Raw genomic sequence first — 22744 nt, 5'->3', positions numbered from 1 at the left:
CATGGAATCACACCGCAAGCAACGCATCCTCATCGTCGACGACGACCAGGCCGTGCAGGTATCGCTGGCCTTGCTGCTCAAGCAGTCCGGCTTCGACACCCTGTGCGCCGACGATCCCGCCCAAGCCCTGGCGATGCTGGCGCGCGAAGCTGTTGACCTGGTGCTGCAGGACATGAACTTCTCGCTGCAGACCAGCGGCGAGGAAGGCCTGGCCCTGCTGGCCGAGATCCGCCAGCGTCACCCGCAGCTGCCGGTGCTGCTGCTGACGGCCTGGGGCTCGATCGCGCTGGCCGTGCGCGGCATGCAGGCCGGCGCCGCCAATTTTTGCACCAAGCCGTGGGACAACAGCCAGCTGGTGGGCCTGATCCGCGCCACCCTGGCCTCGGCCGAGCCGGCTCCGGCCGCACGCCTGACGCGCCAGGCGCTGGACGCCCAGTTCGATTTTTCCGGCATCATCGGCGAGCACCCGCGTTTGCTGCAGGTGCTGGCCACGGTCGGCCAGGTGGCGGCCACGCGCGCGCCGGTGCTGATACTGGGCGAGAGCGGCTGCGGCAAGGAGCTGATCGCCGACGCCATCCACCGCAACAGCCCGCGCGCCGCGCGGCCCATCGTCAAGATCAACATGGGCGCCATCACGCCCACGCTGTTCGAAAGCGAGATGTTCGGCCACGTGCGCGGCGCCTTCACCGACGCCCGCGCCGACCGCAAGGGCCACATCGCCAGCGCCCACGAGGGCACGCTGTTCCTGGACGAGATCGGCGAGCTGAACCGGGCCGACCAGGTCAAGCTGCTGCGCGTGCTGCAGGACCAGGGCTACCAGGCGGTCGGTTCCAGCCGCACCGAGCGCGCCGACGTGCGGGTGGTGTCGGCCACCAACCGCGAACTGGCCGAGCTGGTGGCGGCCGGCGAGTTCCGCGAGGACCTGTTCTACCGCCTGAACCTGATCACCCTGCGCCTGCCGCCGCTGCGCGAGCGCCGCAGCGACATTGCGCTGCTGGCGCGCCACATCCTGGGCGAGGTGGCGCACAGCTACGGCCTGGGCGCGGCCTCGCTGGCGCCTTCTGCGCTGGAGTGGCTGTCGGCCCAGCCCTGGCCGGGCAACATCCGCCAGCTCAAGCAAACCCTGGAGCGAACCCTGCTGCTGGTCGGCAAGAGCGAACTGAAACAGGCCGACTTCCAGGCCGTGCAGCAGCACGAGCACGGCGCCGCCCCGCGCCTGGGCGTGGATGGCATGACCCTGGAGCAGGTCGAACGGCACATGATCGCCAAGGCGCTGGAGCAGCACCAGGGCAATGTCACGCGCGTGGCCAAGGCGCTGGGCCTGAGCCGCACGGCGCTGTACCGGCGCCTGGAACGCCACGGCCTGGGCGGCGCAGGCGTTCCGGACGGCGCCCCATGACGCCGCGCGGGCGCCCGCAGGCCCGCATGGCCGCCCCGCAGCGCCCGGGCGGACTGGTGCCGGTGCCTCACGGTCAGCCCGGCGCCGGCCGGCATACCGCGTGGTGCGCCACGCATTTGTGCGGCCTGCACCATCACGTCACGGCCGCCCTGCCACGCCCAAGCGGACTGGCGCCGGTGCGCTTGAGACGCACGGGTGCCCGTATTCCAGGCAGTGCGCCATGAGTCTACGCTGGCGACTGCGCGCCTACCTCATCGTGCTGCACCTGGCCGGGCTGGCGCTGACGGTAGGGCTGTACCGTGAACGGACCACGCTGTTCCTGGCCATCGAGGCCGGGCTGCTGGCCAGCCTGGCGCTGGGCCTGTGGCTGGTCGGGCGGGCGCTGGAGCCGCTCAATTACACTCGCCACTTCCATGACCTACTGCAGGACCAGCAATACGCCGCGCGCCTGAAGCCAACCGGCGACCAAGGACTGGACCAGCTGATCGCCATGTTCAACGCCATGCTGGGCGCCCTGTACCAGGAACGGCTGGCGATCGGCGAGCAGCGCGGCTTCCTGGAACAGTTGCTGGAGGCCACGCCCAGCGCCGTCATCGTGTTTGATTTCGACGGCCGCATCAGCCTCTTGAACGCCAGCGCGCAAGCCCTGCTGGGACTGGACCAGGCACGCGGCCTGCCGCTGCGCCACTGGCTGGACGGCGCCGCCGTGCCCAGCGGCGACGCGGCCGCGCGCGAGCGCAGCCTGGCCCTGCTGGCCTTGCTGGACGCGCTGCCGCTGGGCGACAGCCAGTTGCTGGCAGATCCGGGTGGACGCCGCTACCGGGCCCAGCGCGGGCAATTCCACGACCGCGGCTTTGCCCGCCATTTCCTCCTGATCGAGGAATTGACGGAAGAGCTGGAAAGTTCCGAGCGCGCCACCTACGAAAAGCTGGTGCGGGTGCTGGCGCACGAGGTCAACAACACGGTGGCGGCCACCGGCTCGGTGCTGGAATCGCTGCTGTACTACCGGACCCAGTTGGCCGAGCGCGACGCCGAGGACTTCGGCACCGCCGTCAGCGCGGTACAACGGCGCAACGCCAGCCTGGGGCAATTCATCCAGCGCTTCACGGAAGTGGTCAAGATGCCGGCGCCGGAACTGCGGCCGGTATCGCTGGCGGACATGCTCGACGACATCGCCGCGCTGTACCGCGAACCGTGCCGCCAGCGCGGCATCGAACTGGCCTGGCGGCGGCGCGACGAGGTGGGACCGCAGATGCTGGACCGGGAGCTGATGGAGCAAGCCCTGGTCAACATCGTCAAGAACGCCATGGAAGCGGCCGAAGCCGGCCTGGCGCGGCGGGCGGGGCAAGTCGGGCTGGAGCTGGCGCAGGAGGATGGCGCGGTGCGGCTGTCGGTGACCGACAGCGGCGCGCTGGAAGCGCCGCCGCACCAGCTGTTCACGCCGTTCTACAGCACCAGGAAAGGCGGACAGGGCATAGGCCTGCTGTTCGTGCGCGAAGTGCTCACCCGCCACCACTACCGCTACCGCCTGGCCGCCGCCGATGCCCACACCCGCTTCGATATCTGGCTTTAGTCCTCGCTATTTGACGCGCCGCACGCGCGGGGCGCGCGGGGCGCCTTCGATGTCCAGGAAAATGGCGCCCAGCGTGCCGCGCCGCAGCGTGGCCCTGGGATTGGTGACCGGTGGCATCCATTCCTCGCTGTCGTCGGCGATTTGCCAGACCTGGCCGTTGGCCAGGCGGATGCGGGCGCCCGCTTTCCAGCCTTCGAATTCTCCTGCAATGGTGGTGCTGAGCTCGGACAGCTGCTGCTGGGCGATCACCGCCTGCTCGCGGCCAAAGCTGGATTCCTGCTGGGCCCGGGTGGGCGCGGTGGGCGTGGCGGGGGCGCCCACCGGGATGGCGTTGTAGCAGCGCAGCCGCTCTGGGCCGTCGGGAAGCTGGCGGCAGCGCAGCAGCGCCGCATCGTCGGCCAGGGCGGCGCCAGCGGCGCCAGCCAGCAGCAAGGCAGTGAGTTTTCGCATCAAGACGCTTTCATGGTCAGGGAGACTCACCATGATGCGAGAATCGTGCCCGCTTCAGAATTCCTCCCACTCATCGTTCCTGGCATGGGCAGTGGCAGCCGGCTTGCCGGCGGACGCCAGCCGCGGCGCAGGCCTGGCGGCGGCCGCTTTGGCCGGAAGCGCGGGCCTGGGAGCTGCCTTGGCCACCGGCCTGGCAGGCTGACGGCGCACGGCGTCGTCATGCTCCAGCTTGAAGATGCTCACCACCCGTTCCAGGTTGGCGGCCTGCTCCTGCATGGCCGCAGCTGCGGCGGCGGCTTCCTCCACCAGGGCCGCGTTCTGCTGGGTCACGGTATCCATCTGCACCACCGCTTCGTTGATCTGCTCGATACCGGCCTGCTGCTCGTCGCCTGCCGTGCTGATCTCACCCATGATATCGGTTACACGCCGCACACTGGTAACGATCTCGTCCATGGTCTTGCCGGCTTCTTCCACCAGCCGGCTGCCGCTCTGCACCTTTTCCACCGAATCGCCGATCAGCTCCTTGATTTCCTTGGCCGCCGCCGCGCTGCGCTGGGCCAGAGTGCGCACTTCCGAGGCCACCACGGCGAAGCCGCGTCCCTGCTCGCCCGCGCGCGCCGCTTCCACGGCCGCGTTCAGGGCCAGGATATTGGTCTGGAAGGCGATGCCGTCGATCACGGCGATGATGTCGACGATCTTGTTGGACGATGCGTTGATCGAGGCCATGGTGCCCACCACCTGCGACACCACGCTGCCGCCCTGCCCCGCCACCTCGGACGCGCTGCGCGCCAGCTGGTTGGCCTGGCGCGCGTGCTCGCTGTTCTGGCGCACGGCGCTGGTCAGCTGCTCCATCGAGGACGCGGTTTCCTCCAGCGAACTGGCCTGTTCCTCGGTACGGGCCGACAAGTCCAGGTTGCCGGTGGCGATCTCGGTCGAGGCCGAGGCGATGGTCTCGGTGCCGGCGCGCACCTCGCGCACGATGCTGGCCAGGCTGTCCCGCATGGTCTTGATGGCGTGCAGCATGCTGGCCTCGTTGCCGCCCCGGGTGCTGACCTCCACCGTCAGGTCGCCGGAAGCGATGCGTTCGGCAATATAGGCCGCATAGCCGGGCTCGCCGCCCAATTGGCGCAGCAGTCCGCGCGCGATCACCACGGCAGCCGCCAGACCCAGCACCAGGGCCAGGCCTGACAGTCCCAGCATTAGTGTGGTCGAGCGGTCATACGTTTCCTTGGCGGCGGCGGCGTCGCTGCTGTTGTGCTTTTTCTGCAGTTCGACATATTCATCCATGATGTCCTGCCATTTTTGGGTGGCGGGACCGGCGGCCGACATCAGCAGCCGGGTGGCTTCCTCATCCTTGTTCGCGCGCGCCAACGCGATCACCTGGTCGGTCAGGGGACGCGCCGCCTGCTGGGCTTCCACGATGCGCTGGCGCAGCTGCAAGCCTTCGGCCGATGCCGGCAGCGCCTGCAGCGTGCGCAAGGCTTCGTTGTAGTGGGCGCGCGCATTGTTCAGCTTGGCCAGTTCGGTTTCCATCGCGGCGTGGTCGTTCAGCAGCACCACGCTGCGCGTCACGCGCGCCACCACGTGCACCGCTTCCGACATGTCCTGCACCAGGTTGGCCCGCACCACGTTCAGGCTGACGATGCGGTCCAGCTGCGCGTTGATGCTGCGCATGTTGTACACGCCCAGCGCCGCCACCGCCATCAACAAGGCCAGTACCAGGCCGAAGCCCAGGCTGAGCCGCGTACTCACCTTCATGCTTGCTAAAGACATGCCAGTCTCCATTTCATCAATTAGTTGAATTTATTGTACGTCAACATATGTGGGTAACTGACACGCAATTTCTGAAATACAACAGAAATCAGGCGCCAATTAAACGCTTATAACAAAACCGAATGCGGATATAGCCAAATATTCGATTTATGTGCTTACAGATGCGGTAACGGCAGTCCCCGATCCCATATAAAATTACCCTTTGGTTACAAAAAAGGGCCGACGATGGCAATTCACGTAATACTCAACCTGCTGGCCGCGCTGGCACTGCTGGGCCTGCTCTACACCCAGCAGCGCCGCCACGCCAGCTTCACCGTGCGCGTGTTCACTGCACTGGGCCTGGGCGTGCTGCTGGGCGCCGTGCTGCAGGCCATCTACGGCGCCGACGCGCCGGAGCTCAAGACCACCAGCGACTACCTGGACATCGTGGGCACCGGCTACGTCAAGCTGCTGCAGATGATCGTCATGCCGCTGATCATGGTGTCCATCATTTCCGCCATCCTCAAGCTCAAGGGGGTCAATTCGCTGGGCAAGATCAGCGGCCTGACCATAGGCACGCTGATGGTGACCACCCTGGTGGCGGCGTCCATCGGCATCGCCATGGCCTACGCCTTCGGCCTGAACGCTGGCGGCCTCACCGCCAGCACGGCCGAGGTCGCGCGCGGCGCCTACCTGCAGGGCAAGGTCGGCGACGCCCAGGCCGTCTCGCTGCCGAGCATGCTGATCAGCTTCATTCCGGCCAACCCCTTCCAGGACCTGACCGGCGCCCGCAAGACCTCCACCATCGCGGTGGTGATCTTTTCCATGTTCATCGGCATCGCCGCCACCGGCATCCACGACAAGAAACCCGACATCTTTGCCTCCTTCGAGCGCTTCATCCAGGTGGCGCACGCCATCGTGATGCGCATCGTGACCCTGGTGCTGCGCCTGACCCCGTATGGCGTGTTCGCCCTGATGGCGCAGGTGGTGGCCACCTCCAGCTACAGCGACATTCTGCACCTGATCGACTTCGTGCTGGCGTCCTATAGCGCGCTGATCCTGATGTTCGGCGTGCACCTGCTCATCATCAGCGGCCTGGGCCTGAACCCGCTGCGCTACGTGAAGAAGGTATTCCCGGTGCTGGCCTTCGCCTTCACCTCGCGCACCAGCGCCGGCTCGATTCCGATGAGCGTGCAGATCCAGACCCAGCGCCTGGGCACGCCGGAAGGCATCGCCAACTTCGCCGCCTCGTTTGGCGCCACCATAGGCCAGAACGGCTGCGCCGGCATCTATCCCGCCATGCTGGCCATGATGATCGCGCCCACGGTGGGCATCGATCCCTATACGCTGGGCTTCATCGCGCCGCTGCTGGCCATCATTACCATCGGTTCGGTGGGCGTGGCCGGCGTGGGCGGCGGCGCCACTTTCGCGGCGCTGATCGTGCTCTCGGCCATGAACCTGCCGGTGGCCCTGGCCGGCCTGCTGATCTCGATCGAACCGCTGATCGACATGGGCCGCACGGCGCTTAATGTGAGCGGCTCCATCACGGCCGGCACGCTTACCAGCCGCGTCCTTGGGGAAACGGATGTTTCCGTGTTCAACAATGACGCCGACCTCGCCATCGACAGCGACCGCAAGGCCGCCTGATCAGTAGTCCCTCCCTTTGCGGCGCGCCGTTCATTGGCGCGCCGCCCCTCCCCGAATTCCACTAGCATGGCCCCCATCGTCAACAACGGGCGCCAGCAATGGAACAAAAGTGGCCGCAGCAGATCTGGCTGGTACGGCATGGACAAAGCGCCGGCAACGTGGCGCGCGATGAAGCCGAGGCCGCATCGCGCCTGCTGATCGACCTGGCCACGCGCGACGTCGACGTGCCCCTGTCCGACCTCGGCCAGCAGCAGGCCGGGGCCATGGCTGACTGGTTTGCGGCCCTGCCCGCCGACCGCCGTCCCAACGTCATCCTGCATTCGCCCTATGTGCGGGCGCGCGCCACGGCCAGCGCCGTGGTCGGGAAACTGGAGCGCGGCAGCCTGCTGTCGGTGGTGGCCGACGAGCGCCTGCGCGAAAAGGAATTTGGCATCCTCGACCGCCTGACCCCGCTGGGCATACAGGATAAATACCCGGAACTGTCCGAGCAGCGCGCCCACGTCGGCAAGTTTTATTTCCGCCCGCCGGGCGGCGAAAGCTGGTGCGACGTCATCCTGCGCCTGCGCAGCGTGCTCGACACCATCACCCGCGAATACCGCGGCGAACGGGTGCTGATCGTGGCCCACCAGGTGATCGTCAACTGCTTCCGCTACCTGATGGAGCGCATGGACGAAGACGCCATCCTGGCGCTGGACCGGGCCGGCGACGTACCCAACTGCGGCATCACGGAATACCGCTACGATCCCGCCGCAGGCAAGCGCGGCAAGCTGGTGCTGATCCAGGCCAACCTGGTGGCGCCGCTGGAACAGAGCGGCACCCCAGTCACGGCCCAGCCCGACCGGCCCGCCGCGCCCAAGTCGTAGGCCGCCATGACCGACCACGCCATTATCGAACTCACCACGCGCGCGCTGTGCGAGTGGCCGCTGCCCATGCCATCCTTCGACGCCGACAAGGAAGTGCGCGGCATGGTGCTGGTGATTGCCGGCTCGCGCGAAATGCCCGGCGCAGCGCTGCTGGCGGCCACGGCCGCCTTACGGGCTGGCGCGGGCAAACTGTGCGTGGTCACGGCCGCCAGCATCGCGGCCGTGGTCGGCGCCGCGCTGCCGGAAGCCCGCGTCATCGGATTGGAGGAAACGGCCGACGGCGGCCTCAACCTCTCGTCGCCGCGCGGCGTGCCGCAACTGTGCCGCAAGGCGGACGCCATCCTGATCGGCCCCGGCATGGAAGATGAAGATGCCACCGCCGCGCTGGTGCGGGCGCTGTTGCCCGATTGCGCAGGCAAGGCCTTGATACTGGATGCGGCCGCCATGCGTGTGGTAAGTCACACAAGCGATGGCGAACACGCACTACACTGCAATGCAGCACAAGCGGAAGCAGCCAACCAGGAGGCGGCCACGCCGCCGCTGTTTGGCGGACCGGTGCTGCTGACACCGCATGCCGGCGAACTGGCCGGACTCAGCGGAGCAGACAAACAGGACATTGCCGCCCGCCCCGAACAGGCGGCGGCCGAGGCCGCACAGCGCTGGGGCGCCGTGGTGGCTTTGAAAGGCGCCCTGACCGTGATCGCCGCGCCCGATGGGCGGCGCTGGCGCCACCAGGGCGGCAATACAGGATTGGCCATTTCCGGATCGGGCGACGCCCTGGCCGGCATCGTGGCCGGACTGGCGGCGCGAGGCGCCAGTATCGAACAGGCCGCGGCCTGGGGCGTGGCCCTGCATGCCATGGCTGGCGATCAGCTGGCCTTGAAGCATGGTCCGCTCGGTTACCTGGCGCGTGAAATCAGTGCCGAAGTACCGGCCCTGCTACGCGCGCTGGCAAGAGATTGAACCCGCGGCCCGCCGGTTCGGTCTACATTGATTCGTTCATCCACTGAAAGGAAAGCATGATGCGTACTACGACTCCTGCCCTGAAACTGCTGCTGGCAACCGCCGCTGCCGCCGCCCTGCTGGCCGGCTGCAAAAAGAACGAGGAAGTAGCACCGGCCACCCCGCCGGCTGCCACCACCCCGGAACCCACCCCGGCCCCGGCACCTACCCCGGCGCCGGCCACCCCGCCGGCTGATGCCACCACGCCGCCCAACGCGACGCCTGGCGCCACCACCACCCCGCCGGCCGACACCACCCCGCCGCCCCCGACCACCAAGTAAGCCGGTCTGGCGGATGGATAAACCCGACAGCCGTCGCCGGCTGTCGGGTTTTTTTATAGGCGCTACAAGGCCGCTTCCAGCTCGGTGAGCTTTTTCTCCAGCATGGAACGTTCCTGGGGGAGGCTGATTTTTGGCAGCACCTGGCGCAGCGCAAGTGCGTTGGCCTTGGTCAGCGCCTTATCCGCAGCGATGGCGACATCGGGTTTCACGCCGCTCCCCTCCCAATCGCCTTTGGTGACCGGGTTGATCGAGCGTCCTACCGGGATGATGGCGACCAGGTTCTGGCCGACGCGGAAAGGCTGGATCGGATGGGCGCCGCCGCCGGTGGTTTCCCCCACCACGGTGATGCGCTTAATGGCCTGCAGGTTATAGCTGAAATCTTCCGCTGCGGAGAACGTTTCGCCGCTGGTCAGCACATATACGGGCTTGTCGGCGCCGAAGCGCGCGCCCGGCACGGCGGGATCGCTCCAGAAGGAATTGGTTTCATTATCGGCCCGGAAGTAGATGTCTGACAGGTGCACCTTCTTGTCGCCCAGCAGGTAGCTGGCCACATGCGCCACCATGCGCGGATCGCCGCCATGGTTCTCGCGCAGATCGATGATCATCGCATTGCCATGCGCAGCCAGGTTCATCGCGGCGGTGGCCGCGGCCTTGCCGGCTTCCGCCTCAAAGAAGCCATCGAGCTTGAGGTACATGATGTTGCCGGGCAGGCGCTCCACCTTGTCAAAGGAAAAATTCAGGTATTGCCCCATTTCCGTCATGCGCTGCCGCATCTCGGGCGGCATGGGCTGGCTGGCGGAAGGACGCGGGCGGTCCGGCGGCGCATTGGGGATGTAGCGGATACTCAGGTGCTTGTCCGGGTGCGCAGCCTGGATATGGGCCATCAGCAGGCCGGCAAACTCCGCATCCGTGACGGCCTGGTCGTAGTCGCCCTTGCGGCTGTGATCGCGGATGGCGGCGGCCATCTTGCCGCCTTCGTCGGCCAGGATGTAGTTCCCGGACAGGCGCTGGGCCAGCAGCTCGACAGCGGCGGCCTTGTCCGCGGCGCTCAGGGGCACGGCCTGCCGCACTGGCGCGCTTGGCCCCTGATCCTGGGCAGCTGCGGCGGGGGCGGCGAGCATGCCGAGGGTAACGATTACGGCGGGAACGAGGTGTCGCAACATAGAATTTGTCTCCATAAAAGGATAGTTATGCGGGCAAGGCGCCCGCTTACATCTGGCGAAACTGCTTGCTGAACCCTTCGCTGACGGCCAGGCGCTCCGTCCGGCCCTTCAGGATCACCTCCAGGCCGCCCCCGCTGCGTTCGATGCGGTCGACGGCCTGCAGGCTGACGATGGTGCTGCGGTGGATTTGCGCAAACAGCTGAGGGTCCAGCTGTTCGAGCAGCGATTTCAACGGCAGGCGTATCAGCGCATCGCCCTTCTCCGTCACCACCCGGGTGTATTTTTCGTCCGACTGGAAGTACAGCACTTCGCTGACCATCACCAGCCGCACCGAATTGCCGCTGGACGCCTTGATCCACTTGAGGTAGACCGGCGCCTTGTCCTGCTCGAACAGCTGCTCCCACACGGCGGGCGGCGGGCTGGCGGCGGCGCGCGACTTCAGGCGGCGTATGGTCTGCAGCAGGCGCGCGGTGGTGACAGGCTTGACCAGGTAGTCCGATGCGCCGGCATCAAAGGCCGCCAGCGCATAGTCCGCGTAGGCCGTGACGAACACCACCTGGCAGGACTCGGGTATGTGGCGCGCCACTTCCATGCCGTCCAGGCCGGGCATCTGGATGTCCAGGAACACGATGTCCGGTGTCAGCGCGTCGATGGCGGCCACCGCATCGATACCGTTCTCGGCCTGGCCGGCGATCTTCAGCTCCGGCCACAGGACGCGCAGCTGGTCGGCCAGTTCCGCCCGCAGCAGCGGCTCGTCTTCCACGATCAGGGCGGTCTGCATCAAGCCTGCCCTCCGGCCACCGGCACGGTCAGCACGGCGCGCACGCCTTGCCCGCCGGCGGGCGCCACCAGCAGGCTGGCGTCGCGTCCATACAGCAGTTGCAGGCGCTCCGCGATATTCGCCAGTCCCGTGCCCTGTCCGGCCTGTTCGGTCAGGCCGACGCCGTCGTCGACCACGGACACGCTCAGCAGCCTGCCTTCTCCCTTTTGCGCGCAGCTGGCGCCGATGGTGATCAGGCCCGGCCGGCTGGCCCGTTCCAGGCCGTGCTTGACGGCGTTTTCCACCAGCGAGATCAGCATGGCCGGCGGGAACGGCAAGCCGCGCAATGCATCGTCCACCTCGACCGCATAGCGCAGCCGCGTTCCCATGCGGATGCGCATCACCGCCAGGTAGTCGCTGACCAGATCCACTTCCCGCCCCAGGATGGAAGACACCGAGCGCATATCCGGCAGCGCGTTCTGCAGGTAGCCGACCAGGTGGTCCAGCATGTCCTGCGCGGCTTGCTGGTCGGTGCGGATCAGGTATTTCAGGTTGGCCAGGGTATTGAACAGGAAATGCGGCTCGACCTGGGCCTGCAGGGCCGACAGGCGCGCCTGCAGCGAGGTGCGTTCCAGCTCGCGTTCGCGCCTGGCCGCATCGAGGGCGTTGGCATGGCGGTCGAGATGCTGGCCCAGCTGGGCGCACACCAGCTCGGCGGTCTTGAGCGCCTCGCCCTGCGGGATCGCGAACCAGGTCAGGCCCGGACGGCAGCGCAGCTCGATGTGGCAGCTGGCCCCCAGGTCGGTCGATACCCGCAGTTCGACATGGCGTCCCAGCTTCAGCGGACGCCAGCGGCCCAGCACGATCCTGCCCCTGAACGGGTCGTGGAAGAAGGCCGGCGGGCCGGAATAGCCGAGCGCCGTGCCGAGCGCCAGTCCCGACAAGGATTCGGTGCACAAGTCGAAGGTGGTATAGGGATTGAAGGGCGCATCGATGCGGCGCGCCACCGAGGACGCCATGTACTCGGCAGACAGCGCCTTGCCCTCCTCGCTCAGCCGGGCAAGGTAGTGGCGGGCGATGCTGCTTGACACCAGCGCCAGCCAGGCCATCACCGCCAGCGCGACGCCGACCATGATGGCCAGGCTCTTGCGCGATTCGAAGTGGCCGGGCGCGGCCGGCACCGGGTTCAGCCACAGCGGTATCAAGGCGATCGCCAGCGACAGGAACAGCAGCGAACCGGCATTGAAGCGCAGCGCCGACTGCAGCAGGTAGCGGCGCACCAGGCGGCGGTCGTGCTGGATTTCAGGCACGGGAGGCGCGTTAAATGGTACAAATACGGGAGAGTTCATTGGGTTTCTCGTGTTGAACTTGCCCGCCATTCTAGCGGCTCCGATCGGCTTGTTTTCGCCCATGCGACGAATGCCCGGCTATCGCGGAGGAAAGCGGCGTGGGCGGGATGAACACTGCCGGCAGAAGCGATTGATCAGCGAAGGAGTGGAAATTGAGTTACGTGCGTGGATATCGCGGCACCGTATTGTCCGCATTGTCGCGCGCGCTTTTGGCCTCGGCTGCTGTTGCTGAGCCTGTGGAGCAGCAAGCGCTGGAGAATATGCCCTGCCCGGGCGCCATTGCCTGGAACCAGGCGCATCCGGAGGAATCGGCTGCGGCCATGGCCCGGCGTGACGCCGCCCGCTCATTCAGCGATCCGGCCTTGCGTGCCGAACTGGCGGAACGCTACCAGCGCGACCAGGAAGCGCGGGTTGCCTTTCTCGCCACTCCCGCCAACGCGCTGGTGCGCCAGCGGGTGCTTCAGGTGGATGCCGACAACGTGGCCTGGCTGTTCAAGCTGGTCAACGCCCAGGGCCTTCCGACTGTAGCCCAGGTGGGTGAAGCCGGCGTCGAACAGGCCTGGCTGCTGGCCCAGCATGCCGACCGCCAGCCCCGCTTCCAGGCGGCGCTGCTGCCGGCCATGGAGGCCAGCCATGCCGCGGGCGAGCTAAGCGGAATGTCCTTGTCGCGCTTTGTCGACCGGGTCCTGGTCAAGCAAGGCAAGCCGCAGCGCTACGGCACCCAATTCACGCCCGAGGCCTGGGCCACCGATCATTTCGGCCTGCCCGACGAGCAAAGCGTGCGCGAAGTGGACCAGCACAGGCGCGAGCTCGGCATCATGCCGCTGGCCGATTATGTCTGCATGATGCGTTATGTACGCAGGGGCCAGCGTTAGCGGCATGCATACTCACACTGTGTGGAAGTCAGTTTCCCCTCAATCCGATTGCCACGTCTCGAAATGAAGCCAAGGCCGCTTCGAGATGCTCGATGATTTCTTGCTGCAGCACATCGGGTGCAGGCAGGTCATCGAGATTATCCAGGCTTTTGTCTTTCAACCAGAAGATGTCCAGGCTGGCCTTGTCGCGGGCGATCAGGTCCTCGTAGCGGTAGTATTTGAAGCGTTCGGTTTCATGCCGCTCGTGCCGGTTTTGCGGTCGGTAGCAGGTGATAAAGTCTTGCAAATCACTGGGCTTCAGGGTACGCGTCTTCAGCGTGAAGTGCATGTTGGTGCGCAGGTCATAAAACCACACGCCTTGGGTATGCACACGGCCATCCTTGGGCGCATTGTCGAAGAACACCACGTTGGCCTTCACACCCTGTGCATAGAAAATACCGGTGGGCAGGCGCAAGATAGTGTGCACGTCGCAGGTCTCCAACAATTTCCGGCGAATCTTCTCGCCAGCGCCACCCTCAAACAGTACGTTATCTGGCAACACCACGGCGGCTTTACCGTCCACCTTAAGCATGCTGACGATGTGTTGCAGGAAGTTGAGCTGCTTGTTCGAGGTAGTTTCCCAGAAGTCCTGACGTTCATAGGTCAGGGTGTCACGGTCTTCCACGCCCTCCTCGTTGGTGATCGTCATACTGCTCTTCTTACCAAACGGTGGGTTGGCCAGCACGTAATCCACTTTGCGTTTGGGTTCCGCGATCAGGGCATCAGAGCGATCCACTGAAGGTTGGCCGTCCAGTTCGCCTATATTGTGCAGAAACAGGTTCATCAGGCATAAGCGGCGTGTGCTGGGCACAATTTCGTTGCCATGGAAGGTCGCATCGCGCAAGAAAGCTTTTTGCGTTTTGTTCAGCGTTGTGTCTGGCCGGGTCAGCCAATTGTAGGCGCCGAGGAAGAAGCCGCCCGTACCACAGGCCGGGTCGGCAATGGTCTTGCCCGGCTCTGGCCGCACACATTCCACCATGGTCTGAATCACGGCACGCGGCGTGAAGTACTGGCCGGCGCCACTCTTGGTGTCCTCCGCGTTTTTTTGCAGTAGCCCTTCATACAAATCGCCTTTGGTGTCTGCATCCATGCCCACCCAGCTCTGTTCGTCGATCATCTGCACCAGGCGTGAGAGCTTGGCTGGGTCCTGGATCTTGTTCTGCGCTTTGAAGAAGATCGCGCCCAGCATTCCCGGCTCGGAACCGAGCTTGTGCAGGGTGGCAAGATAGTGCGCTTCCAGCGGCTCACCGGTCTTGGCACGCAGGGCGGCCCAGTCATAACCCTTGGGAATGTGCGTGTCGCGGTTGTACGGCTCCTGAGCATATTCATGTGCCATCTTCAGGAACAGCAGGTAGGTAAGCTGCTCCAGGTAGTCGCCATAGCCCACGCCGTCATCGCGCAGCGTGTGACAAAAATTCCAGACCTTCTGGATGAGAGTAGAGGTATTCATTCCTTGTATTCCACAAAATTGGCAGCAGCCGTATATGCTTGCCTTGGGTCCGTCATGGAAGGATAAGCGGTGCGCAGAGCGCCTTCCTTGACCATGGGAGTGAGTGTTCGTTTGCGCAGATCGTCCGGGTCGCGCTGCAGCGCCTGTGCCAGCACACGCAGCCCCAGCAGGCGGTCTGCACAGAGCGCCAGGATGGTTTCCCTAAGAACAACGGGAGCTACTCGTGCTTGGCCGGATACCATGCGCCCCTGCTCGATCAGTTGGGTCTGCATCGCTTCAGGGAGCGCTGCCCAGTCGAGATAAGGCCCAGCGGGCGCAGCGGCAGGCGGCCCCTGCTCCGGTGGTACGGCGGCTAGCTCCGGTGGTACGGCGGCTAGCTCCGGTGGTACGGTGGCTAGCTCCGGTGATATGACGTCGGCGTTACTCGCCAAATCGGCCCGATCCGCCAAGTCAAAGACCGTCGCCGCCGACCGCCGTTGCCAAGGGAGAAAATAAACCATTCCCCGGCCCGCGCCGTCCGGCACCAGAAAACCGTCACGCACAAGGCCGCGCAGCATCTTGGTCAGGTCGGCGGGATGGTCGGTACTTATCTGCTTGAGCCGGTCGTGGCTGACCAGCCCCTCTACCTGGGCCGTGATGAGGGCCAGACGCGCGGTCTCCGGCAACGCGACAAAACGCGCTCCCAGCACCTCTGTCAGCTCGGCAACGGCTTGCGCCGGTACCAAGCTGCTCATGCGTAACTCCATTAGCGTCTGCTCAGGCTCTGGCATTTCGTATAGCACAGGCCGACGCCAGTGCTGGCCTGCCCAGTTGGAATAAATCTTGGGCAGGCCCGAACCGGCGTGATCACCGTAGCCCACCAGCTGGAACATGGTCTGCAAGCGGCGGTTGCGGCAATCGCTGTTGCCGCCATGAATGGCAATTTCCGGCGGAATGCGCATCCGCCCAGGATTGCGAAAGCCGTACATGTCCGGACGCTTGACCACCAGCACCGACACGCGCCCCGAGTAGTCCGCATGGATCAGCGTGTTGGCCAGCGCTTCGCGCAGCGCCTCATGCACAGGAGTGTCTTCCACCCGCTGCCCATCCTGCAACTGAAACGGGACTTTCAGATCGGCCGTCAGCTTCTGGTACACGCGGCGGAAAAAATCATATAGATTGCCTGACCAGCTACCGTCCGGCACCAAGCGGTCGATCCAGCGCCGCTCGGTTTTGGCTTCGGGCCTTTCTTGAAAGTCCACCATGTAATGCGGCAACGCGTCGCGTATCACCTCGGCGCGGCCGAGCATCAGCAGGCCCGCCAGACGCAGCCCGCTGTAGCCTTCTTCGCGGTTCTTGCCCCAGGCTCCTACGCGCTCAAGAAATTCAGGGATGGGCAGATCTGTCCACACGTGCCCCGGCTTCACCGCCGCAAAGCGATTACGATAGGCGGCCACGGTCTCCATGTCCAAGTCGCTAAAGTCATAGCCCTTGAGCACGCGTTCGTCGCGCGTATCTTCGACACGCTCAGCCAGCATACGGCGCACCGCTTCATCGTCGGCGGCATAGTCGCCTTCAAAGCGGCGCAGCCAGGTGCCGCCGAATGGATTGCTGCCCAAATGCACAGGCCGCTGCTGACGGGCAGCGCGTGGCACCCGGACATACAGCAGCGTCTTGCCGGTGACCTGGATCGGCTGGACGTCAGTTTCATTCAGCAGGTTGAGACTGATCTGCTTACGGTTGTGCAGGTTGTCCCACAACGCCTTGCGCACCCGCTCCACATCAGCCAGACCCAGCGCACTGAACTGCCCGCGCGGCTTTTCCTGCACGCCGAGCAGGATAACGCCGCCGTCGGTATTGGCCATGGCGCTATAGCTCTTCCAGAAATCCTCCGGGAGCTCGCCTCGCCCATCGCGCCCCTGTGCAGCCTTGCACTCGAGGTCACAGGACTCGGCCAGGCCGGCGAAGTCACCCTCGCTCCACGGGGCGTCAACCAAGCCAGTCATGCTGCTGCCTCATCTTTCTTCCTCCCGCGCGGCTTCTTTGTGGCGGCCTGCGCGGCGCGTTCACTGCGGATGCGTTCGAGCAGCACGCTGGCTGGTTCATCGTTCGGGTCTTGCGACACGAGTTCGCCGGCGAAGGCGGCACGCAGGATGTTTTGGCGCTGGGCGCCGGATTGTTTTAGCGATCTTTCGATATTCTTTTCTTGTTCGATTGCGCTTTCTGTCTGCTCTGCCAAAGTCTCCATAAGCTCGATCTGTTCGGCTAAGGGTGGCAGAGGCACCGCGAGAGCAGCCAGCTTGCTGCCATTCACGTTGGCCTGACCTACTTGCTGCACCACTACCGACTTAATCCAATGCCGCCCATACACTGAATTGATATACGCAGAGGCGATTTCAGGAATGAAACCCTTTGCAAACCTTACTGCAATCAGATAGGAGGCATATGAACAGGGGGTCAGTTCGGAGCGGTAGACAGCAGTCTTCCCTACCAATTCAGGGCTATTCGTGCGGTTAAAAAGTAGATCTCCGGCCTCTAAGAAGAGGCCTGGAAATTCCTCATGGTCCTGAGGTAGATACTTCAGATTATTAAGATCAAGTCGCCCATCTTTAATGTTACCCATTCGCAGCACGGCAATTCCCGAGCAATCCTCGTTTGCCTTCGCAGAAGAGCCATACCGCTGCTCAATTGTAAGCTGATCGATTGCCGCCCAAACCCACCCCTCTGGCAATGAAGGAAGCCCCGTAGTGTCCGGAACGAAGGGTTCAGGATACTTCTTTTGCCAATCCTTGGGCGGGATTTTGCCTTTTTCCTCGAACTTGGCAAGTTGCTTTTCCTCCCAACGAGCGCGGCGCTCGCCGAGGATTCGCTCCAACAGTTCCGCGCCGGTCCCAAGATGCGGATTCGAAGCCCGCTGTGCTTGGCGCCATGAGGCCGTGAGCACTCCGTCCACTGCAGCCTTAAGGAGAGATTGACGGTATTGCTGCAACTTCTTCCGCGCTACTTTAAGCTCCACCACGCCGGCATCGAGGTCTGACAGCAGTTCTTCAAGCTTAGCGACGATGCGAGTTTGTTCCGCACGGGGTGGAAGAGGCAGAGGTATGTCACCGATGGTTTTCGACGATAAATGCTTTACAGTGACTGATGGCGTGTTAGCATTGATTGCTGCCAGATACCCAGGCAACAGATACGCAAGAAATCGCTTGTCATAGAACGAATCGTTAGGTGTGACCTTGCACACTCGCTGGTTCAATACAGCAGGCTGTGTCCCCCAGTAACCACAGTTGAAATCGCCATCCATGCCAATTAACAGATCGCCCTGGTTAACCAAATACGCTTGCTCATATGCGCCCATGTAAAAGGTCTTGGTCTCGCCGGGAAGCACATCTCGAATGCGAACAAGCGGAGTGCCAAGCGTTGAGCTAAAGAGTGATGAATCAAATGGGGCGCCGTTCAGGATTTCTGCCACTTCTGCCAAGCGAGCGCGCTCCCATGAATCATGCTTCCCCAACAATCCGGTCGTATCTGCCGCGATTACTTCGGCAACGGACATCGTAAAGGCCATTACGCAACCAACTCCTCATTCATCTCATTCATCAGCATATCCAACTCTTGGCTAAACAGAGCCCAAGCCTTTTGCAGCCCACCTTTATTGGCCAGTTCAGCGAAATCAAAATCCTTGCGGCTGATGCTGCACGAGCTGGCGATGTGCTCCTTCATCAGCCGCAGCCATTCAGTCTGCTCGGGGGTGAAGGAAGTTCCGCGCTGCGCGTTGTGGCGCCAGATCCAGGCTTGGAAACGCCGGTCCACTTCGTCGGCAAAGGGTCGAAGTTCACCGTCCAGCCCGAGTGCGAAGCGCACGAGGGACACCAGATCGGTAAGCTGACGCTTCCTTTCCGCGCCTTTCACCTGACTGGCCTGCACCGTAGCATAGGCGCTCCACAGCCGCTCGCTGGTGAGCATCAGCGGCGGGCGGCTCAGCCGCTCATGCAACTCTTCGATCATGTCGAAGGTCAGCGCGCGGCGCTGGTAGGGCTGGCCGTAGAAAAAGCCGAGCGCCGCGATTTCATCCTTGTGCGCTATAAGGTAATCAGCAAAGCTCTGGATGTTCTTTTGCGCTTGCGCCTCGGCCTGCTCGGAGAAGCCGCTGAACGTCACCTGATCCAAGTTGATGTGGTCGATGATCTGCTCACGCTCGCGGCGGGCGTTTTCGATTTCGTCGCGCAGTTCCGGTTTGTCGAAAGGCGCGCAGGCTGACATCACCCGGGTCTTCCGGGCAGACTCGATTTCTTCGGGAAGCAAGCTATCTTCGCTGCGCGTGATGCCCTTGGCTTTAGCGGTCGCTAGCGCGGTTTGCACGATGGCGTCCGGGTCCAGCGCGCGGATCAGTGACTTGGCCAGTTCGCCCAGCGGAACCCCGCCACTACGCTTTTCGATGCGAGCCTTGGCCTTGTCGTCAAGCTGCATGTTCAGGCGCACGAGGCGATTGGCCAACGACAACACAGTGTCGTCGTCGCGGTGCCCCAAGGCCACACCCTGCAGCAGATCTTTCAACGCCACGCCGGGATTCCTTTCCAGCGGGCGGCTTTCCGTCTTGCAGGATTTTTCCACGCCCACCGCGTCGATCAGTACAAAGCGGGTCTTGGCGCCGTCGGCACTGCCGCTGACGCGCTGCAGGCTTTCAGAGTCCAGGCTGCGTACTCCACGGCCTTTCATCTGTTCGTAGTAGCCCTTGCTGCGCACATCGCGCATGAAGAGCAGCACTTCGAGCGGCTTTACATCGGTGCCGGTAGCAATCATGTCCACGGTGACCGCGATGCGTGGATGGAAGTCATTGCGAAAGCTGGCCAGCACGCCATCGGCTTCCTTTTCGCTGTAGGTAACCTTGCGACAAAAAGCGTTACCCTGACCATAGACCTCGCGCACGATGTTGATGATGTCGTCGGCATGGCTGTCGGTCTTGGCGAAGATGAGGGTCTTGGGCGTCTCCTTACGCGCGGGGAAGATCTGCGTTTCCACCGCTGTTTTCATGGCTCGGATCACCTGGCGGATCTGGCTCGGATTGACCACCGATTTGTCAAGTTGTCTGGCGGAGTAGACGGTGTCTTCCTCAGTCTCGGCCCAGCGCTTCTTGCGGGTGGAACGGTCCCGATGGTCCACCCATTCCTTTGCCTTCAGCTCAGCGCCTTTCTGGCTGATTTCGGTGACGATCTCGTACACGTCATAGCCGACGTTGACGCCATCGGCCACCGAGTCTTCGTAGCTGTATTCAGCGACGATGTTCTCGTTGAAGAAACCGAAGGTGCGTTTGTCCGGCGTCGCGGTGAGGCCAATGAGATAGGCATCGAAATAGTCGAGCACCTGCTTCCACAGGTTGTAGATGCTGCGATGGCACTCGTCGATCACGATGAAGTCAAATTCCTCGACAGGAATCGCCCGGTTGTAGCGTACCAGCTTTTCCTGCTTGGCCGTTTGCTGCACCTCGTTGAGCGACACGTCCTCCGCGGCGTCATCCATGGGCTCGCAACTGAGGATGGAGTACATGCGTTGGATGGTGCTGATGCAAACCTCTGCGGACGGGTCGATACTCGAAGATGCCAGCCGCTGCACGTTGTACAATTCAGTGAATTTGCGCGCATCGTCCGGCGGCGTGTAGGCCATGAATTCCTGGTGCGCCTGCTTGCCCAGGTTGCGCGTATCGACCAGGAACAGAATGCGCTTGGCGCCGCCGAACTTCAGCAGGCGATAAACGGCGGTGATGGCGGTGAAAGTCTTGCCTGCGCCGGTTGCCATGTGGATCAAGGCGCGGGGCTTGTTTTGCGCCAGCGATTTTTCCAACCCGGTGACGGCGCCGACCTGGCAATCGCGCAGATTTTGCTCCGGCAGCGCAGGCATCTGCTCTGCAAGGCGCCGCCGCAGGGTGTCGGGCTGGTCCAGCCACTCCTTGAGTTGGGCTGGCTGGAAGAAATGGAACAGTTCGCGCGAACGTGGTGCCGGATCCGCATTATCAGTGAAACGAATGACCTGGCCAGTGGCCTCGAACAAAAAGCGAAGTGGCGTGTTGTCCTTGCGCCATTTGAGGTTGGCGGCGGCGTAGCGTTCGGTCTGGCTTTCGGTGACGGTGAGATTTTCGCCAGCGCTGTTTTTCTTGGCCTCGATCACGCCGCACGCCACGCGATCCACGAACAGCACGTAATCGGCCGGGCCGCTGTCGGTGGTGTATTCGCGTATTGCCACACCCATCCCGGCGGACAGATCGATCTGTTTCATGTCCTGAATCACCCAGCCAGCGTGCTCGAGTCTCTCATCGATCTGTTGGCGGGCCTTGGTTTCCGGCGTCATGCGTGTAGCTCCCTCTCAATGTGCGGGTCTGTCGACCCGTTTTGCTCAGCACCTAGGCTCAAGCGCTTGCTAAGGGAACTATTGTAAGCTTTACCGCGATAGCAGACAGTCATTAAATATTTTACCGCAACAAAAAAGGGCCTCGCGGCCCTTTCCTGTTGATGCGGTAAACGCTTAGAACTTGTAGTTGTAAGCAATGCCCAGCAGCTGCAGATGGGTCTTGTACGTGCCGCGCGTGGTTTCGCCGTTGCCGGTGCAGCCGGTCGCCACCGGGTTGCAGTTGTTGGTGTAGTTGATGGACGCGTCCTTGAAGTCCAGGAAGCTATAGGCCAGGTCGATCGAGGACTTGGGCGACAGCTTGTAGTTGGCGCCTATCGAATACTGCATGCGGTCGCTGTCCGGCAGTGCCGGGTGGGTCAGCTCGGCGCTGCGCACCGGCGACTGGTCGTAGGCCAGGCCGGCGCGCAGGGTGGTCTTCTCGTTGTACGCGTAGTTGGCGCCCAGCGAGACGCGCACCGTGTTCTTCCATTGCTGGCGTATCACCTCGTCACCTTCGGTGGTGCCGGGGAATTCGATGTGCAGGTCGCCCAGGCGCGAGTTGCGGGTCCAGGTCACGTCGGCCATGCCGGCCCACTTGTCATCGAACTGGTGGAACACGTTGGCCGACAGGGTTTCCGGCGTGCGCAGGCGCACCAGCGCGGCCGAGTTCACGCGGCGCGAAGCGGCGGCAATCACCTTGTTGACCACGGCGTCGCTGGTCACGCTGGAGAAGTCCCACACGGTATCGCCCTTCAGCTTGTGCGCGATCGACGAGCGGTAGGCCAGGCCGAAGCGGGTGGCCTCGTCCAGGGTGAACATATAGCCCAGGTTGAAGCCGTAGCCCCAGTCCTTGCCATCGTTCTCGCCATGGCCGTCGCCCGCCGTGCTCAGCAGCGCGGGATTGCCGCCCAGTGCCGCGATCTGCTTGACCAGGGCAGCGCCAGTGGCCGCGCCGGCGGCCGAGTTCAGGTAGCGCACCGTGCCGGGGATATCCACCGCCTGGCCCAGTTCAGCTTTCATGTATTCGAAGTCGATGCCGAAACCGAAGGCGTGCTGCTGGTTCAGCTTGAACGCCACCGAAGGGTTCAGGGTGATGGCTTCCAGCTTGATGTTGGACAGCGCATAGCGGCCGGTCCAGCTGTTGCCGTAGTCCAGCTTGGCGCCGTAGGGCACGAACATGCCGAGGCCGGCGGTCCACTGGTCGTTCAGCTGCTTGCTGAAGTACACCGAGGGCGCGGCCACGGCGTCCGGCGCGTAGCCGTCGGCGGCGGTGCCGCCCACGGCGGTGCCGGTGAAGCGGGTCGAGCCGGTGTCGGTGAAGGTCGAGTGCGGCACTACCACGGTGACACCGCCGCTGACCTGGGTGCCGCCCAGGCGCGACAGGCCGGCCGGGTTGTAGAAGATCACCGACGGGTCGTTGGCTTCGGCCGCATTGGCGTCAGCCGTGCCCTGGCCGGACACGCTCTGCGAGCCGAAGCGGTAGCCGGACGCCTGAGCGCCGGTCGCCAGGGCGCCCAGGGCAGCGGCAATGATCAGGGGAAGATATGCTTTTTTCATGATATGTCTCGCTTTATTCAGTGGCCGCGGTGCGTCCGGTTTGTTATAAGTCCTCCAGCTGCGCGCAGGGGGTCCGGCGGCAGGTACAGGGTGGCCAGCAGCTTACACCAGGAGTAAAACGGCCGTCGTAGAGGGTGAATTCTAATTCAGGACTTGAAACCGAGCAAATGCTCTGCATTATGGATTGCCGTTTGGAAAAACAAAAAGGGCCAGCAGGCCCTTTT

Annotated in this window: 17 protein-coding genes; 7 read left to right on the top strand and 10 right to left on the bottom strand. The window is 63.7% G+C overall.

Annotated features, from left to right (window positions below):
- Nucleotide 1: 1 nt before the first annotated feature.
- A complete protein-coding gene (locus tag ACLB1G_RS19880) occupies nucleotides 2-1399 on the top strand; it encodes a sigma-54-dependent transcriptional regulator (RefSeq protein ID WP_491628973.1) in 1398 nt (465 codons plus the stop codon).
- Nucleotides 1400-1619: 220 nt separating this feature from the next.
- Entirely contained in the window at nucleotides 1620-2972 is a 1353-nt protein-coding gene (locus tag ACLB1G_RS19875) for a sensor histidine kinase (protein ID WP_491628972.1), read from the top strand.
- 6 nt (nucleotides 2973-2978) lie between these two features.
- On the opposite strand, the gene ACLB1G_RS19870 is transcribed toward ACLB1G_RS19875, so the two are convergent.
- Nucleotides 2979-3422, bottom strand: coding sequence for a hypothetical protein (locus tag ACLB1G_RS19870; RefSeq protein WP_491628971.1), 444 nt, complete (start codon nucleotides 3420-3422; stop codon nucleotides 2979-2981).
- 54 nt (nucleotides 3423-3476) lie between these two features.
- A complete protein-coding gene (locus ACLB1G_RS19865; protein ID WP_491628970.1) occupies nucleotides 3477-5195 on the bottom strand; it encodes a methyl-accepting chemotaxis protein in 1719 nt (572 codons plus the stop codon).
- Between the two features lie 225 nt (nucleotides 5196-5420).
- On the opposite strand from ACLB1G_RS19865, the gene ACLB1G_RS19860 reads away from it, so the two are divergent.
- From ACLB1G_RS19860 to ACLB1G_RS19845, 4 genes are all read left to right on the top strand, one after another.
- Nucleotides 5421-6821: an L-cystine transporter gene (locus tag ACLB1G_RS19860; protein ID WP_491628969.1), complete on the top strand. Its 1401-nt coding sequence runs from the start codon at nucleotides 5421-5423 to the stop codon at nucleotides 6819-6821.
- 98 nt (nucleotides 6822-6919) lie between these two features.
- Nucleotides 6920-7684 carry a histidine phosphatase family protein gene (locus ACLB1G_RS19855; protein WP_491628968.1) on the top strand — a complete coding sequence of 255 codons (765 nt, stop codon included), beginning with the start codon at nucleotides 6920-6922 and terminating at the stop codon, nucleotides 7682-7684.
- Between the two features lie 6 nt (nucleotides 7685-7690).
- A complete protein-coding gene (locus ACLB1G_RS19850) occupies nucleotides 7691-8647 on the top strand; it encodes an NAD(P)H-hydrate dehydratase (RefSeq protein WP_491628967.1) in 957 nt (318 codons plus the stop codon).
- 56 nt (nucleotides 8648-8703) lie between these two features.
- Nucleotides 8704-8967 (top strand): hypothetical protein, encoded by a 264-nt coding sequence (locus tag ACLB1G_RS19845; RefSeq protein ID WP_491628966.1) that lies wholly within the window; start codon nucleotides 8704-8706, stop codon nucleotides 8965-8967.
- A 62-nt stretch (nucleotides 8968-9029) separates the two neighbouring features.
- Here ACLB1G_RS19845 and ACLB1G_RS19840 read toward each other — a convergent pair whose 3' ends face one another.
- The 3 genes from ACLB1G_RS19840 to ACLB1G_RS19830 all read right to left on the bottom strand — a co-directional run bounded on the left by ACLB1G_RS19840 (nucleotide 9030) and on the right by ACLB1G_RS19830 (nucleotide 12239).
- On the bottom strand, nucleotides 9030-10025 hold the full coding sequence (locus ACLB1G_RS19840; protein WP_491628965.1) for a S41 family peptidase: 996 nt from the start codon (nucleotides 10023-10025) through the stop codon (nucleotides 9030-9032).
- Between the two features lie 151 nt (nucleotides 10026-10176).
- A complete protein-coding gene (locus ACLB1G_RS19835) occupies nucleotides 10177-10911 on the bottom strand; it encodes a LytR/AlgR family response regulator transcription factor (RefSeq protein WP_491629214.1) in 735 nt (244 codons plus the stop codon).
- Nucleotides 10911-12239 carry a sensor histidine kinase gene (locus ACLB1G_RS19830; RefSeq protein ID WP_491628964.1) on the bottom strand — a complete coding sequence of 443 codons (1329 nt, stop codon included), beginning with the start codon at nucleotides 12237-12239 and terminating at the stop codon, nucleotides 10911-10913. Before ACLB1G_RS19830 ends, ACLB1G_RS19835 begins: the two co-directional genes overlap by 1 nt.
- Before the next feature lie 161 nt (nucleotides 12240-12400).
- On the opposite strand from ACLB1G_RS19830, the gene ACLB1G_RS19825 reads away from it, so the two are divergent.
- The gene (locus tag ACLB1G_RS19825) at nucleotides 12401-13114 is read left to right on the top strand and encodes a DUF6624 domain-containing protein (RefSeq protein ID WP_491629213.1); all 714 of its coding nucleotides are present in this window, start codon (nucleotides 12401-12403) and stop codon (nucleotides 13112-13114) included.
- A 28-nt stretch (nucleotides 13115-13142) separates the two neighbouring features.
- Here ACLB1G_RS19825 and ACLB1G_RS19820 read toward each other — a convergent pair whose 3' ends face one another.
- The 5 genes from ACLB1G_RS19820 to ACLB1G_RS19800 all read right to left on the bottom strand — a co-directional run bounded on the left by ACLB1G_RS19820 (nucleotide 13143) and on the right by ACLB1G_RS19800 (nucleotide 22520).
- Nucleotides 13143-14603 (bottom strand): class I SAM-dependent DNA methyltransferase, encoded by a 1461-nt coding sequence (locus tag ACLB1G_RS19820; RefSeq protein WP_491628963.1) that lies wholly within the window; start codon nucleotides 14601-14603, stop codon nucleotides 13143-13145.
- Nucleotides 14600-16588, bottom strand: a complete 1989-nt coding sequence (locus ACLB1G_RS19815) for an RNA/DNA-binding domain-containing protein (RefSeq protein WP_491628962.1) — start codon at nucleotides 16586-16588, stop codon at nucleotides 14600-14602. The genes ACLB1G_RS19820 and ACLB1G_RS19815 overlap by 4 nt, the downstream gene beginning before the upstream one ends.
- Nucleotides 16585-18147, bottom strand: a complete 1563-nt coding sequence (locus tag ACLB1G_RS19810; RefSeq protein ID WP_491628961.1) for a restriction endonuclease subunit S — start codon at nucleotides 18145-18147, stop codon at nucleotides 16585-16587. Before ACLB1G_RS19810 ends, ACLB1G_RS19815 begins: the two co-directional genes overlap by 4 nt.
- Nucleotides 18147-20924, bottom strand: a complete 2778-nt coding sequence (locus ACLB1G_RS19805) for a type I restriction endonuclease subunit R (protein WP_491628960.1) — start codon at nucleotides 20922-20924, stop codon at nucleotides 18147-18149. Before ACLB1G_RS19805 ends, ACLB1G_RS19810 begins: the two co-directional genes overlap by 1 nt.
- A gap of 174 nt (nucleotides 20925-21098) precedes the next feature.
- Complete coding sequence (locus tag ACLB1G_RS19800) at nucleotides 21099-22520, bottom strand: OmpP1/FadL family transporter (protein ID WP_491628959.1); 1422 nt, start codon at nucleotides 22518-22520, stop codon at nucleotides 21099-21101.
- Nucleotides 22521-22744: the final 224 nt, after the last annotated feature.

The organism is Duganella kummerowiae (assembly GCF_053572355.1).
Note: the sequence above shows the minus strand (reverse complement) of the source record. Positions and strands in the feature narration are given on the sequence as shown.